Source organism: Eubacteriaceae bacterium ES3 (assembly GCA_030586155.1).
Classification (GTDB): domain Bacteria; phylum Bacillota; class Clostridia; order Eubacteriales; family Eubacteriaceae; genus Acetobacterium.
Map to the genome: position 1 here is coordinate 527,280 of CP130741.1, position 13,901 is coordinate 541,180.

General features: G+C 41.8%; 13 protein-coding genes. 5 read left to right on the forward strand and 8 right to left on the reverse strand.

Features of this window, described 5'->3' with window-relative positions:
• Positions 1–156: 156 nt before the first annotated feature.
• Both Q5O24_02350 and Q5O24_02355 read right to left on the reverse strand, forming a co-directional pair.
• Complete coding sequence (locus tag Q5O24_02350) at positions 157–483, reverse strand: branched-chain amino acid transporter permease (GenBank protein WKY48194.1); 327 nt, start codon at positions 481–483, stop codon at positions 157–159.
• Positions 480–1,187: an AzlC family ABC transporter permease gene (locus Q5O24_02355; GenBank protein WKY48195.1), complete on the reverse strand. Its 708-nt coding sequence runs from the start codon at positions 1,185–1,187 to the stop codon at positions 480–482. The genes Q5O24_02350 and Q5O24_02355 overlap by 4 nt, the downstream gene beginning before the upstream one ends.
• 206 nt (positions 1,188–1,393) lie before the next feature.
• Between Q5O24_02355 and Q5O24_02360 the strand changes: the two genes are divergently transcribed.
• A complete protein-coding gene (locus Q5O24_02360) occupies positions 1,394–1,948 on the forward strand; it encodes an XRE family transcriptional regulator (GenBank protein WKY48196.1) in 555 nt (184 codons plus the stop codon).
• A gap of 59 nt (positions 1,949–2,007) precedes the next feature.
• On the opposite strand, the gene Q5O24_02365 is transcribed toward Q5O24_02360, so the two are convergent.
• From Q5O24_02365 to Q5O24_02380, 4 genes are all read right to left on the reverse strand, one after another.
• On the reverse strand, positions 2,008–4,941 hold the full coding sequence (locus Q5O24_02365; protein WKY48197.1) for an ATP-binding protein: 2,934 nt from the start codon (positions 4,939–4,941) through the stop codon (positions 2,008–2,010).
• Between the two features lie 38 nt (positions 4,942–4,979).
• Positions 4,980–6,047: a response regulator gene (locus Q5O24_02370; GenBank protein WKY48198.1), complete on the reverse strand. Its 1,068-nt coding sequence runs from the start codon at positions 6,045–6,047 to the stop codon at positions 4,980–4,982.
• A gap of 106 nt (positions 6,048–6,153) precedes the next feature.
• Positions 6,154–6,492: a P-II family nitrogen regulator gene (locus Q5O24_02375; protein WKY48199.1), complete on the reverse strand. Its 339-nt coding sequence runs from the start codon at positions 6,490–6,492 to the stop codon at positions 6,154–6,156.
• A 12-nt stretch (positions 6,493–6,504) separates the two neighbouring features.
• Complete coding sequence (locus Q5O24_02380) at positions 6,505–7,758, reverse strand: ammonium transporter (protein ID WKY48200.1); 1,254 nt, start codon at positions 7,756–7,758, stop codon at positions 6,505–6,507.
• Between the two features lie 519 nt (positions 7,759–8,277).
• On the opposite strand from Q5O24_02380, the gene Q5O24_02385 reads away from it, so the two are divergent.
• The 4 genes from Q5O24_02385 to Q5O24_02400 all read left to right on the forward strand — a co-directional run bounded on the left by Q5O24_02385 (position 8,278) and on the right by Q5O24_02400 (position 11,257).
• The gene (locus Q5O24_02385; GenBank protein WKY48201.1) at positions 8,278–8,787 is read left to right on the forward strand and encodes a flavin reductase family protein; all 510 of its coding nucleotides are present in this window, start codon (positions 8,278–8,280) and stop codon (positions 8,785–8,787) included.
• A 56-nt stretch (positions 8,788–8,843) separates the two neighbouring features.
• Positions 8,844–9,335, forward strand: a complete 492-nt coding sequence (locus tag Q5O24_02390; GenBank protein WKY48202.1) for a nitroreductase family protein — start codon at positions 8,844–8,846, stop codon at positions 9,333–9,335.
• Positions 9,336–9,564: 229 nt separating this feature from the next.
• Complete coding sequence (locus tag Q5O24_02395; GenBank protein ID WKY48203.1) at positions 9,565–10,479, forward strand: ABC transporter ATP-binding protein; 915 nt, start codon at positions 9,565–9,567, stop codon at positions 10,477–10,479.
• Complete coding sequence (locus tag Q5O24_02400) at positions 10,448–11,257, forward strand: ABC transporter permease subunit (protein ID WKY48204.1); 810 nt, start codon at positions 10,448–10,450, stop codon at positions 11,255–11,257. Before Q5O24_02395 ends, Q5O24_02400 begins: the two co-directional genes overlap by 32 nt.
• Positions 11,258–11,348: 91 nt before the next feature.
• On the opposite strand, the gene Q5O24_02405 is transcribed toward Q5O24_02400, so the two are convergent.
• Together Q5O24_02405 and hydF are read right to left on the reverse strand one after the other, a co-directional pair.
• Positions 11,349–12,671, reverse strand: coding sequence for an aspartate ammonia-lyase (locus Q5O24_02405; protein ID WKY48205.1), 1,323 nt, complete (start codon positions 12,669–12,671; stop codon positions 11,349–11,351).
• Positions 12,671–13,879 (reverse strand): [FeFe] hydrogenase H-cluster maturation GTPase HydF, encoded by a 1,209-nt coding sequence (hydF, locus tag Q5O24_02410; GenBank protein WKY48206.1) that lies wholly within the window; start codon positions 13,877–13,879, stop codon positions 12,671–12,673. Before hydF ends, Q5O24_02405 begins: the two co-directional genes overlap by 1 nt.
• Positions 13,880–13,901: the final 22 nt, after the last annotated feature.

The window sequence follows — 13,901 nt, forward strand, 5'->3', positions numbered from 1 at the left end:
AAGACTTATTCACTATCATTTTAATATGAAACCTGTTGGACAAGCAATCATTATTTAGTAGATTGGAAGTTTCCTGACATCGTCAGGCATTTGGAATGATTTGCTTATGGGCTGAAAATTACACAGATTAAAAGGTGATTTCTACTTCTAAATAAATCAGAAAACAAGGTTAATTAGCAGCATATACAGAAATGTACCGCCGGTAATAGACAAAAACATATTGCGTTTCAAAACGTGGAGCACGACTACGAACCCTACTGAAATCAGTTCTGGAAGACCGTGACTGCCAGTCATAAGATTAATATCTTTCAGGCAGTAAATCACTAGCAGGCCCAGGGCCGCAGACGGTAAAATCTTACCCAGTGATTGAATAAAAACTGGTGTGGGTTTATTGGCAGGAAAAAGGATAAATGGCAGGAAACGGGTGGTCATAGTTCCTAAGACAACCATAACAATTGTGATGATTTGTTGTGAGGTAGTCATTCTTTCAAACCTTCTTTCTGGTGGGATAGGGGAATTAAGACGCCCAGGATGGCGATCATTGCCGGCACGACAAAGCGGTTGGAGCCGAAAATCAACAGGGATGCAAGGGTTAGCCCCATCCCAATTAAAGCACTTTGATGATCGTCCTCTTTTAACCACTGGTCTAAAAAAATAACTACCAGGAGGGCGGTCATGACAAAATCAAGGCCTTTAGGATAAAAGGGCAGGAGTGAACCGAATAGCGCCCCAATGGTTGCTCCGGCGACCCAATAGATGTGATTGAGGAGGGTGACGAAAAAATAGAATCTTCCCGGCTCAACATCATTCGGTATGGAAGCAGACAGGTTAATGGAAAAGGACTCGTCACACATACCAAAAATCAGATAGGGGCTAATTTTTCCAGCTGACTGGTACTTGTCGAGCATGGAAAGTCCGTAGAAAAGGTGGCGGGCATTGACCATCAAGGTCAGAATAAAAGCGCCAATAGGATTAAAGGTGCCAAGCAATAGATTGGCGGTTACAAATTCCATCGAGCCGGCAAAAATAAAGATACTCATCAAAATCGGAAAGACTGGTGAGAAACCAAGTGAAGTCATAAAAATGCCATAAGCAATACCCAGGAATAAAAAGCCGGTTAAAATTGGCAGAGTATTGGGAAAGGCTGCCTTAAATGCATTTTTTAGGTGGTTAGATTGATCATTCATGGAGAATTCCTTTCACTATTCTAAAAGCGGTAAGGCTATTAGAGCTTAGGGTAAGATAATTATAGCAGTCGTATTAGAAGTAACTAGAAATATTGACATAAGATTGACCACTGGATAAATTGATGATATATTGTACTAAAAGGTTACAATAGAAGAATCCAGTATATTGTACTACTGGTATAATATAATGTCAAGCGGAGGACTGCGTGGATATTAATGATATTGTTGGAAAAAATATAAAAAAGATACGGGAAACAAAGAAATTGACTTTAGATGCTGCGGCCAAGGAGACCGGCGTTTCCAGAAGTATGCTGGCACAGATTGAAAAGGGTGATGTCAATCCGACGATTTCTGTTTTATGGAAGATTGCCAATGGTTATAAAACCTCATTTTCATCGCTATTAAAACCAGAGACCGAAGCTACCATGTTTGTTCCCTGTGACGAGATTAACCCATTGATTGAGAATGAAGGACGGTTCATTAATTACCCCATTTTCTTATTTGAAGAAAAAAAGTTGTTTGAAACCTATCGCGTAGTATTGAAAAAGGACGGTAGTCAGACTTCATTGGCTCATCTTCAGGGAACTGAGGAATATGTGACTTGTTTTGAAGGAACGATTGAAGTGGTTGTTGATGGTAAAAGTTTTGTTCTGAATCGTGGTGATTCGATAAAATTCAAAGCTGATGTAGAACATTCCTATCGTAATATTGGTCAAGACACTGCGACTCTGAGTATGGTGATTTATTATATAGAGAATTAATCTGAAAAAAATCCGCTCAATGAAATTAATTTTCATTGAGCGGATTCTTTAAAGCAAAATTATTTTTCGGGCTGTTTAATCAAAAGATCAGCTATCCTTAAAAGGAATCGACTCATTTCAACTGGCTTTGTAAAATAATCAGCAAAGCCCATCATTAAACCTTTTTCAATGCTTTCCGGCATGGCATTGGCACTCAAGGCAAGGACGGGAATGTCTCTGGTTTGCGGATTTGCTTTAAGCCGCTTCAGGACTTCATAACCATCCATTCCTGGCAAATGAATATCTAAAACAATTATATCTGTCTGATATTCTTTTATTAACGCAAGTCCAATTTCACCGCTGGAAGCAGGTATCAAATGGATATTTGGGATTTGTTCAAAGGTTTCTTCCATTAAATTCATATTCACTGTATTATCTTCAATATAGAGAAGTGTGTAATGATTATTACCAAGCAGCTTGTTAACATTATCATCGGAGGTTGTTAACGAAACTGCTTCGTCCTGCTCTTTGACATTTGGAAGCTTTACGATGAAATGACTGCCCTGGTCAGGTTTACTGGTGACGGAAATTTCTCCGTTGAGCAAATCGCACAGTTGTCGGACAACAGTTAATCCGATTCCGGTCCCTTCAATAGCGTTGCTGGTTTCTGGCAGACGGCTGAAAGGATTGAAAATCTTATCAAGATAATCCTGGGGAATGCCAAATCCATTGTCGATGACATGCAGATAAGTGTAGGCTTCGTCATTTTCTATTCTAACGGTAACAGTTCCGTTTGCGTAATTATATTTGATAGCATTGGAGATCAAATTAATTAGGATCTGCTTAATCCTGGTTTGATCCGTATTAGAGACCAGGGTATTGAGCTCATGGTCAAAAATTAGGACTATACTTTTATCGTCTGCCAGCGGTTGCATTAAACGGATGACTTCTGCGGTTATTGAAACAATTTCTACTGGCTCAATCGATAATGAAAAACTGCCGGATTCGATTAAAGATAGGTCCAGGATCTCGTTGATTAAGGTCAAAAGGTGATTTCCGGCTTTGCTTATTTCATGAACATACTGATTTTGAATTTCCGTAAGTGGTGTGTCAGGGTACATTTCCAGGAGTTGAGAAAAACCCAGAATAGCATTTAGCGGGGTTCTTAATTCATGACTCATATTTGACAAAAATTCTGATTTTGCCTGGTTGGCCTTTTCAGCATCTTCTTTAGCTGCTTTGATGGACATTTCCATAAAAATTCTTTCAGTGATATTTCTTGCTGAGACAACCAGGTTATCGGCATTATTGGAAACTCTGGAAATCCGGGCTTGAAACCATTGTTTTCCCTGACGGGTATTGATGCTGTATTCCAACGTAGTTGATGAACCAGTTTCAGCAACCTCACTGATTTTGTCCAGGCAGGTCAATTGATCTTCGGGATCAAAAACGGCACAGAGAGACATACCTTTATCACTGAAGAAATCCAAAATGGAGGCATCATCTTTGGCCCAGATTCGTTTGATAGATCCGTTTTTATTAATTTGCAGAATGATATCATCAATTGAGTGGACCAGAGCCTGTAGGTGTTGTTCACTTTCCTGCAATTCATTCTGCGTTAAAACCAGGCGTTGATTGGATTGTCCCAGATTTTCACCCATGACAATAAGATTGTGAGCAGTTTCAGTCAGTTCCACAACTGGCATCTCAGGTTCATACTGGTAATAATGACCTTTCCCGATATTACTGACGATCTCATTGATTTTGTCAAGGGGTTGAGAAATATCTTTACTCATGGCATTGGCTCTTTTTGAAAGAACGTAAAAAAAGATCATATAAAATACAATCAATCCGGCAATCATTAACATCCCTATTCTTAGAAGTGATTGGTTAATGGCATTACTAGAGGCATAAATATTTTCTTCAGGAACGATGACCATTAACTTCCAACCTGTTTCGGATACTGTATTCCAGCTAATCAGACGACTGTTGTCATTAAGGGTGATAGTGGTTGTTCCGCTGTCTGCTGTAATCAGCTCATTGGCAATATCAGAAAATTCCTGGCGGCTAAAGACATTAAAATCCTCTGGTTTAAAAGTATCAGCCATAATTGCTTCCTCATAATGGTGGTCAGTTAATTCGGTTAGTGAAAAATCATGCTCTCCTTGTTGTGGAAGGGCCAGGATGGTGCCATCCTGGCCAACTAGAATTCCGTAACCGTCCCAAGGGAATTCAAGGTTAAGAATTTCGTTGGCAATTGTACTGATAGTGATATCAATACCGACAACACCTTCCAGAAAATCTCCAGTATAAACTGGTGCAATAGATGAAGCCATCCAACCTTGGCCAGCAGGATCCAGGTAGGAATCGGTCCATACTACCTTGCGTGAGGGATTATTAGTGCTGTCAGCTTCGTAATAGAAATTATAGGAAGGGATATTCATTTTTTCAGGATACTGCTCAAGTACATTAAAATATGGGTAAATAATATTGAGTGAATCAAAGGTGTTAAAATAGATCTGGCTGGCCAGATCGTAGGAATTGACAGTGGATTTCATCAAATCAGAAAGAGAGAGGAGACTAGCTGTTTTTTGTCTTTCAGCAGCGTTAATAGGATAATAACCGCTATAAAAAACAGCTATACCACCATTAGCAGTATCACTTACTGTGTAATATGCGCCATTTTGGGAATAAGCCAGACGATTTAAATCTTCAGACGAATGGTTCATGTTTTGACTAAGCGCAGTTTGAACCTGGTCGGCATATAGATGGGTTGAACTGGAAATGCTCTGTAATTGTTGACTGATAACCTGGGTCTGCTTTTCAGCCAGTAGATTAAGTTCTGTGTTTGCTGATTCATGGATATAGTCTCTTGTTTCCAGCCGCGACCAGCTGTTGGCAGAAAAATAAATGCTGATAAAGACCAGTTCGACCAGTATCAATGGGATCAAAGCAGCTTTTAAATAGGATAGCCAGATCCAGCGGTTTATACTAAGGTCCTTCTTTTTTTTCATTGAGAATCCTTTCAAAAAATATTATGGAGAGTAATTAACTACTCGCTGAAGCGATTATGGATAGCCAGAAAAACATCTAAATTTTCAAAGAAAAGCTCGACTAATTGGGGATCAAAGTGAAATCCGCTTTCCTGCTTCAGTAGATTAAGAACCTTGTCAAGTTCCCAGGCATCTTTATATGGTCGTTTTGATAATAGAGCATCAAATACATCAAAAAGAGATGTAATTCGTCCTGAGATCGGAATTTCCTCGCCTTTTAGTCCGGCAGGGTATCCGCTGCCATCCCATTTTTCATGATGTGTCAGGGCTATTATCTCGCCTAAAGCGAGGATATCAGATTGACTTTCAGAAAGAATAGTTGCTCCTCGCTCAGCGTGTTTTTTCATAATCAACATCTCATCCGGTGTGAGCCTTCCGGGTTTCAATAAAATGTCGTCAGAAATGGCGATTTTTCCAATGTCATGCATCATGCTGGCGCTGGTAAGGCGATAAATGTCATGTTCATCGTAATTAAGCAAACGAGCCATTGCTTCAGTATATTTACCCAAACGGATAACATGATAGCCGGTATCGTCATCACGAAATTCTGCAGCCATCAGAAGCTTATCAACCAGTTCAAATTGGAGGTTTTCGATTTCTGCAGTTCTTTCTCGGACACGTCTTTCCAGTAGTCGATTATTTTCCTGGATTTGGTTATGAAGTATTCGAATATCTAAATGATTAGTGACGCGCATGATGACTTCTGCATGATCAAAAGGCTTGCCGATGAAATCCTTGGCACCGGCTTTTAGTGCTTTGAGGCGGTTATGCTGATCGTTTTGAGCTGTAATGACGATTACTGAGACATAATCATCCTTTTTTAGCGAATCAAGTTGTTTAAGGATTTCAAAACCATCTGGTTTGGGCATCTTAAGATCCAGCAGTAGCAGATCTGGTTTGTATTCCAGATAGGTATCAACAGCCTCTTGTGAATTAGTGATTTTCTTAATATTGATGAAACCGTTTACCTTCAATAATTGTTCCAGCAGAAAGGCGTTAGATTCAAGATCGTCGACGATTAATATTTTTGAATTGTTGCGGATAAAGGTTTGATTTGATTCTACCATTGTAACCTCTTTAATTGATATAGTTATGAATAATATTCTAGCATAAGCCAGAATGGCTTACAATTGCAACTTAAAAAACCTCTGACAATATGCCAGAGGTTTTTTCTTAAAGGGCGATGTCGCCACGTTCTCCGGTTCGAATCCGGATACACTCGTCAACAGGCTTAATAAAAATCTTACCGTCGCCCATTTCGCCGGTACGAACTACTTCGATAATCAGATTACAGATTTTTTCAACCTGATCATCAGCCACAACGATTTTAATTTCGATTTTTGACATCATATTGATCATCACCGTGGTTCCCCGATTATGGGCAACCCAGCCGTGCTGATTACCACAGCCTAAGACTTGTCTGACGTTCATTCCATTGATTTTGGCCGCGTGAAAAGCTTCTTTTAACGGTTCCAGCTTTTCCGGGCGGATAATTGCTTCGATTTGTTTCATACTAACCTCCCTTTACTGGTCAATCCCTGAGAATGCAGCATAGGCCTGTTCGCTATGTTCACCAATATCCAGTCCAATATCTTCAGATTCAGTGCTGACGCGAATTTCCATAACCTTTTTCAAGACAAACATAATTACCGCTGTTATAATCGTAGCATAAGCAATGGTAATCACAATAGCCAGAATTTGAGCGATGAAAAGTTTGGTGTCACCAAAGAATAAACCGTTCCACTGGGCAACCGGATTAATGCTGGTTTGAGCAAATAAACCTGTTGCAATACCACCCCAGATCCCACCGATACCGTGACAGCCAAAAGCATCCAGAGCATCATCATAGCCAAAATGTAGTTTGACCTTTGTCATAAAGAAAAAGCAGATTGGGCTGACCAGAGCGCCGATAATAGGAGCGGACCAGAAGGGAACAAATCCGGCTCCGGGTGTGATGGCAACCAGTCCAATTATTGCTCCGGTAACAGCTCCCATCAGAGTTGTTTTTTTGTAGAGAAGGCCTTCAATTGCCATCCAGGACATCATGGCTGCCGCCGATGAAAGCATGGAGTTAACAATAGCCTGAACTGCCAGACCATCAGCGGCCAGTGCTGAGCCGCCATTAAAAGCGAACCAGCCAACCCATAAAATAGCTCCGCCAATTAAAAAGAGGGGGATATTATGTGGGTGGTAGGAACGAATACCGTAGCCTTTTCGGGAACCTAAAAATAGGCAGGCCACCAGTCCGGAAACACCGGAAGAGATATGAATGACATTTCCACCGGCAAAATCGACAGCACCGAGATTTAAAATCAGGCCACCTTCACCCCAGACCATGTGAGCCAAGGGGAAATAAACCAGCGTCAGCCAGACCGCAACAAAGATAAACATGGCTTTAAAACGCATTCGACCAGACAAAGCACCAACTAGAATAGCTGGTGTAATGATGCAGAACATCAGCTGGAAAATTGCAAACAGAGCGCCAGGGATACCTTCGGCATAGTCACCGGCTTCAGTTGCACTGATCCCATTAAAGAAAGCATGGCTAAAATCACCTATAAAACCGAGCCCCCCAGCATCGGGAGCAAAAGCCACAGAAAAGCCGAATAAAAACCAGAGAATGGTAGCTACGCCACAGCAAAAGACTACCGACATTAACGTATTTATGACATTTTTTCGTCTGACCATACCGCCATAGAAAAGGGCAAGACCAGGTGTCATAAAGAATACAAGCATGGCACAGATCATCATAAATGCCATATCACCAGAATTGAGCATTGTTACCTCCTGAAATACCGTAATGATATATTTCAGATCACTGTAATTGTGATTAAGTATCAACCTTTTTGAAACTGACAATATTCAGCCGCTACTCCTAACCCCATTGTTAAGTTGGTTTTAATTTTACCCGCTTAAAAAAGACGATAACAGAAACGGCTATGATCATCGACTGTAGCTAAAACGAACAGTACAAGATTATAGCAGTGAGTGTTATCGCCTTTGATAAAGTATTTATATAACGGAACCACGTTTGTGGATTAAAAACCCTTCGCTAAATGTGCAAGGTTGATAGTTTATTACCAAGAAACAATTATAACAGCATTAATGAAAGTCGTCAATAAGAATAGATAAAAATTTGTCAGTAGCAAGCAAAAAATTAGTTTGAAGGAAAGGACACTTATTAACTGCTGGGAGAGTAAATGATTTAGAAGTGAATTCTTGCTTTTATGAAAATAATTGGTAAAATGGTATCGTCGTTAGAAAATTAGGATAAGTTTACAAAAAAGGAGAGTTATCATGAGTGAATTTAAAAGTATCAGTCCTGATGAATTTGATTTTAGCCCATTTCGCCTGATCGGCAAGGAATGGATGTTAATTAGCGCTGAGAGCGAAGGGAAAGTAAACAGTATGACCGCTTCCTGGGGTGGTCTGGGGGTAATGTGGGGTAAAAATGTAGCTTATGTGGTGATTCGAAAAAGTCGCTTTACCAAACAACTGGTAGATGCTTCGGATTCCTTTTCATTGACATTTTTTGACCATGAAAAATACCAGAAGATGCTTGGTTATATGGGAAGCGTCTCTGGTCGTGATGAGAATAAAATTGAGAAAACCGGATTAACAGTGCTTTATAAAAATGGGATTCCCTATTTTGAGGAAGCTAAAACAGTGTTTCTTTGTAAAAAACTCTGCCGTCAGTATCTTGCGCCAGAAAGTTTTATTGATGAAAGTGTTGACAAACAGTGGTATGGTGATTCAGATTATCACGATCTGTATATCGTTGAAGTGCAGGAAATCCTGCAGACATAATATGACGGAAATAACTGAAAAGAACAGGCTGGAAATCTGATTAATTGGAGGAAAATATGAACGCTATTTTTAATCGAACAAGTGTCAGAAAGTATTTGAGTAAAGAAGTGGAAGCGGAAAAAATAGACTTGCTGCTAAAAGCTGCCATGGCTGCCCCTTCGGCAGCGAACCAGCAGCCCTGGGAATTCTTTGTGGTAAAGAATAGAGAAACTCTAAAAGCCTTAGCTGAAGCCAGCCCTTATGGTGGTTGTATTGCCGGCGCTCCTCTGGCGATTGTGCCGGTTTATCGAAAGGAGCTCAGGATGCCTGAGTTTGCCGATATCGATATGAGTGCGGCAACCCAGAATATATTACTGGAAGCTGTAGAACTAGGCTTAGGGGCAGTATGGATTGGTGTCGCGCCACTGACAGACCGAATGGAGAGTGTGGCTAAAATTTTATCTGTTCCAGATAATTTAGTGCCTTATGCCGTAATTCCTCTTGGTTATCCTGAAGCTGAAGCTAAACGGCAGGATAGGTTTGATGCTGCCCGAGTGCACTTTGAGTAAATAAGCATATCTGGATTCAGCTGTTGTAACGCTAGTGTGAAAATTTTAATTCTATAAAACGATCTCGGTTCAGCGTATCAAAATGCTCGTTGAGCCGGGATTATTTTTATTGAATGACAGAGACAGCTACAATCAGCAAAGCAGTTTATTTTTTATACGACGGATGATTTATCATTGCATGGAAAGGGGAAAAACGGGTATTTACATAGAAAAAAGGGGGGATGAAAATATGATTGAAGTCAATAATGCTACATTAACCTATCAGTCAGGTAAAGGGGTCTTTGATTTGGACTTTAAGATTGCCCAAGGAGAAGTGATGGGCTATCTTGGCCCTAACGGCGCCGGCAAAACAACGACTATCCGGCAGCTGACTGGTTTTATGAAACCTGATCAGGGGACATGTACTGTTAATGGGCTGGATTGCTTTTACAATGCCCCGGACATCAACCGGATTATGGGCTATATTCCTGGAGAAATCGCTTTTCTGGAAGGAATGAAAGGGGAAGAGTATCTTAAATATATCAGCGATGTGAGGGGACTCAACAATAATCGCCTGCAGAAAAGGCTAATTGAGATGCTGGAGTTTTCACCTAAAGGGAGTATTCGCAAGTTTTCCAAAGGGATGAAACAGAAGCTGGGAATTGTTGCGGCCTTTATGCATGATCCTGATATTTTGATTCTTGATGAACCCACCAGTGGGCTTGATCCACTGATGCAGAATCGTTTTGTCGACTTAATTTTGGAGGAAAAGAAACGGGGAAAAACCATTCTTTTGTCCAGCCATATGTTTGAAGAGGTGGAAAGAACCTGTGATGAAGTAATTATTATTAAAGATGGACGGATTGTGGCGAAATCGGATATAAAGAACTTAAAAAGCGCACAGAGAAAAGTGTATCGTCTGAAAGTAAAGGATCCTTCTGCTGCGGTTCAAGGGCTGTTAGCGCAAGGATTTGAAACCAGACAGATCGAACACTTTATCGATGTAACAATTTCGGGTGACCAGATTGGGGCTTTTGTGAAAGTGCTGCCTGTTTTGGAGGTAACTGACCTGGATGTCAAATCACTCAGTCTGGAAGAAATCTTTCTGCATTTCTATCAAAAGGAGGAAGATCATGAAAAAACCATTGAGTCTGACGCTGTTTAAATTGACACTCAAAAAAAACTGGAAGCTGTTTGTGATTTTTTTCGGTGTCCTGACCATGTATTCTTCAGTCATGATTTCCATGTATGATCCTGAAAATATGCAGGCGATTACTGCAATGACGGAGATGTTCCCGCCAAAACTGATGGAGGCGATGAACTTTTCATCAGGTTTTACTGATCTTACCGGTTATCTGGCCAGCTGGCTTTATGGACTTTTAATGATCGGTTTTCCACTGGTTTACAGTATTATTTTGGGCAATGGCCTGGTAGCCCGGGAAATGGATTCGGGCTCAATCGTTTGTCTATTAATGACTCCTGATTCACGGGTGACTATTATTTTGACAAAAGCATTTTACGCCGTTTTATCAATGATTGTTCTAATGGCTAGTCTCTGCATCTTAAATATGGCTATCAGCCAGGCCTTTTTTCCGGATTATTTTGATTCTGATGCTTTTATTCAGTTGAACGTAACTGTGGGTCTGGCTAATATATTAGCTTTATCCATATCATTTTTCTTTTCAAGTATCTTCAATACAACGAAAAACTCGCTAGCCTTTGGGGCTGGAATCCCGGTCATGTTTATTCTTTTTAATATGCTGGGCGGGGCTTCAGACCAGGCAGAGATTTTAAAAAAGATTTCAATTTATGGTTGGTATGACCCACTTGAGATTGTTGGTGGAGCTGCTACTGCTCAGATTAATCTAATTTATATCGGATTGATTGTTCTTTTATTAACCGCGTCTGTACTGATTTTTAAGAATAAACAGATGCCTGTTTGAAAATTATTTGATAAAATTATGATGAATTCATAAAAGAGCGAGATAGAATCCTAAAAGAAAAACTGCAATGTCAAAAACATCGCAGTTTTTCTTATTGTTTTTCACGATCCAGGGCAGCTTTTACCTGTGCTGGATCATCATTGTTTTCTGCAATAATTTGACTGACCCGATCATAGCCAAGCGTTTGCGTATAGCCTGTGGCAAAAGCATAGGAGCTGTTCAGCCACATTAAACACCGGTCGCGATCGGCCTCAACCAGATCAATGCATTTTGTGCGAAAGATTGTAACGGCCTTTGTCAGCAGTGACAAACTCTGCAGCAGAGAATCTGCGATCAGCGGTAAAAAGGCGTTTAATTCAAATTCGCCGTGGGCTGCCGCCAGGGTAATGGCTGTATCATTAGCGATGGCTTTCATGGCCACCTGCATGACCATTTCAGGGATAACAGGATTGACTTTGCCGGGCATGATGGTGCTACCGGTCTGCAGGGCTGCAAGCTTGATCTCACCAATGCCGCCGCAAGGGCCTGCATTCATCAGTCGCAGATCGTTGGCGATTTTCATCAGATTGACAGCCAGGGCTTTTAAAAGTCCTGAAACCTCTACAAAAACATCGTTATTCTGGGTGATATCCATGGGATATTCGGCAGCGGCTAAGCCGATACCGGTTAATTCACGCAGTTCTTCAATCACTCCAAAGCGATATTTGCGTTCGGCGTTATTGGAGAGGCCTACCGCAGTACCACCAAGATTAACCTGTCGCAGACGTTCTTCTACTTTGTAGAGGCGCCAGCGGTCACGGGCAATAGCCTGGGCATAAGCCCCAAACTCGGAGCCCAGAGAGATCGGTACGGCATCCATCATCTCTGTCCGCCCCAGTTTCTTAATATCATCAAAGGCGTTTTCTTTTTTTTGCAGGGATTCCTGCAGCTTGGCGCAAGCTTCACTCAAATCACGAAGCTTTTCGATGGCGGCTATACGCAATGCTGTAGGATAGACATCGTTAGTGGACTGGCCGCGGTTGACATCATCAAGCGGATGGATTATTTCGTAAGCGCCGCAGGGCTTGCCAAGGTTTTCAAGGGCCAGATTGGCCAACACCTCATTGACATTCATATTGGTTGATGTACCCGCGCCGCCCTGGAGGGCATCAGTCAGGAAGGAATCAGCTGCCTGACCGGATAGAACCTGGTTACATGCTGTCTCAATAGCCCGATAGATTTCGGATTTTGGGGAATCCAGTTTTGCAAAAACCCGTGCCGCCGCCTTTTTGACTTTGACCATGGCGAAAATCAGATGAACGTCGGTCTTCTGATAGTCGAGAGGAAAATTTTCCTGGGCACGCAGGCTCTGCAGGCCATAAAGGACATCATCCGGTAATTGCCTTTGACCCAGCTTGTCTTTCTCGGTGCGCATTATTCTTCCTCCATCTCCGCCAGAATATGGGGAAAGGCTTCCAGGCTGCGTTTTAAAATTCCCTGCATATAGGCGATCACGGTTCCGTAGTTGGTGATTGGGACTTTCTGGTCAAGCGCGCACTTGGTTCGATAGCGGACTTCTCGTTCGTTTAACATGCAGCCGCCACAATGAACAACAAGCTTGTATTCGGTCAAATCATCGGGGTATTCAGAGCCTGATTTGAAAACAAATTGCAGGTCTTTGCCGGTGTAGTTTTTGATCCAGCGCGGCAGTTTGACTGTTCCTATATCATCGCACTGACGATGATGAGTGCAGCCCTCGGCAATCAGGATTTTATCACCATCTGAAAGCTTATCAAGGGCCGCAGCTCCTTTTACCGCTGCAGCCAGGAGGCCTTTATAGCGGGCAAAGAGGATAGAAAAGGAGGTTAATAAAATATCTTTAGGGGTATCAGCTGAGACTTTGGCAAAAACCTGGCTGTCGGTAATGACCATTTTAGGCTTTTTACCCAGATCTTCAAGGGTCTGCTTTAGTTCAAACTCCTTGACCATAATTGCTGTTGCATCAGCCTCAAGAATATCTCGGATGGTTTGTTGCTGGGGCAGTATCAGGCGGCCTTTAGGGGCTGCTTTGTCGATTGGGGTGACCAGGACGACAAAGTCTGACGGGGCAAGCAGGTCAGCCACGATTCTAAGCTTTGGTTCTTCGGTGACGGCCAAAGTAGCGATTCGTTCCTTCAGTGTGTCGATATTGGTTCTTTCAGTCGCACTGACTGAGAGTTCTCTGGCATTCTCTATTTTGGATTTGGTCATTAAGTCAGATTTATTATAAACGACCTGGAAGGCAATTTCTTTTTCCTCAAACAGACGAATCAGTTCGGAATCTTCATTGGTCAGCCCGCGTACCGAATCTACGACCAGGACGGCCACATCGGTTTTATTGAGAACCTGACGTGTTTTTTTTACACGCAGTTCACCCAGCGCGCCAGTGTCATCAATACCTGGAGTGTCAATGATCATGACTGGTCCCAGGGGTAAAAGTTCCATGGCTTTATGGACGGGATCGGTTGTTGTGCCTTTGACATCGGATACAACGGCCAGATCTTGTCCGGTTATAGCATTGACCACACTTGATTTACCGGCGTTTCTTTTGCCGAAAAAGGCAATATGCACTCTATCTGCTGAGGGGGTATCATTCAGTCCCATTGTACTTTACTCTCTTTCCTTT

Coding starts and splice junctions, on each gene's coding strand:
- Q5O24_02390 (WKY48202.1), top strand. CDS start 8,844: ATGAACGCTATTTTTAATCGAACAAGTGTCAGAAAGTATTTGAGTAAA.
- Q5O24_02350 (WKY48194.1), bottom strand. CDS start 483: ATGACTACCTCACAACAAATCATCACAATTGTTATGGTTGTCTTAGGA.
- Q5O24_02380 (WKY48200.1), bottom strand. CDS start 7,758: ATGCTCAATTCTGGTGATATGGCATTTATGATGATCTGTGCCATGCTT.
- Q5O24_02375 (WKY48199.1), bottom strand. CDS start 6,492: ATGAAACAAATCGAAGCAATTATCCGCCCGGAAAAGCTGGAACCGTTA.
- Q5O24_02385 (WKY48201.1), top strand. CDS start 8,278: ATGAGTGAATTTAAAAGTATCAGTCCTGATGAATTTGATTTTAGCCCA.
- Q5O24_02370 (WKY48198.1), bottom strand. CDS start 6,047: ATGGTAGAATCAAATCAAACCTTTATCCGCAACAATTCAAAAATATTA.
- Q5O24_02405 (WKY48205.1), bottom strand. CDS start 12,671: ATGCGCACCGAGAAAGACAAGCTGGGTCAAAGGCAATTACCGGATGAT.
- Q5O24_02395 (WKY48203.1), top strand. CDS start 9,565: ATGATTGAAGTCAATAATGCTACATTAACCTATCAGTCAGGTAAAGGG.
- Q5O24_02400 (WKY48204.1), top strand. CDS start 10,448: ATGAAAAAACCATTGAGTCTGACGCTGTTTAAATTGACACTCAAAAAA.
- hydF (WKY48206.1), bottom strand. CDS start 13,879: ATGGGACTGAATGATACCCCCTCAGCAGATAGAGTGCATATTGCCTTT.
- Q5O24_02365 (WKY48197.1), bottom strand. CDS start 4,941: ATGAAAAAAAAGAAGGACCTTAGTATAAACCGCTGGATCTGGCTATCC.
- Q5O24_02355 (WKY48195.1), bottom strand. CDS start 1,187: ATGAATGATCAATCTAACCACCTAAAAAATGCATTTAAGGCAGCCTTT.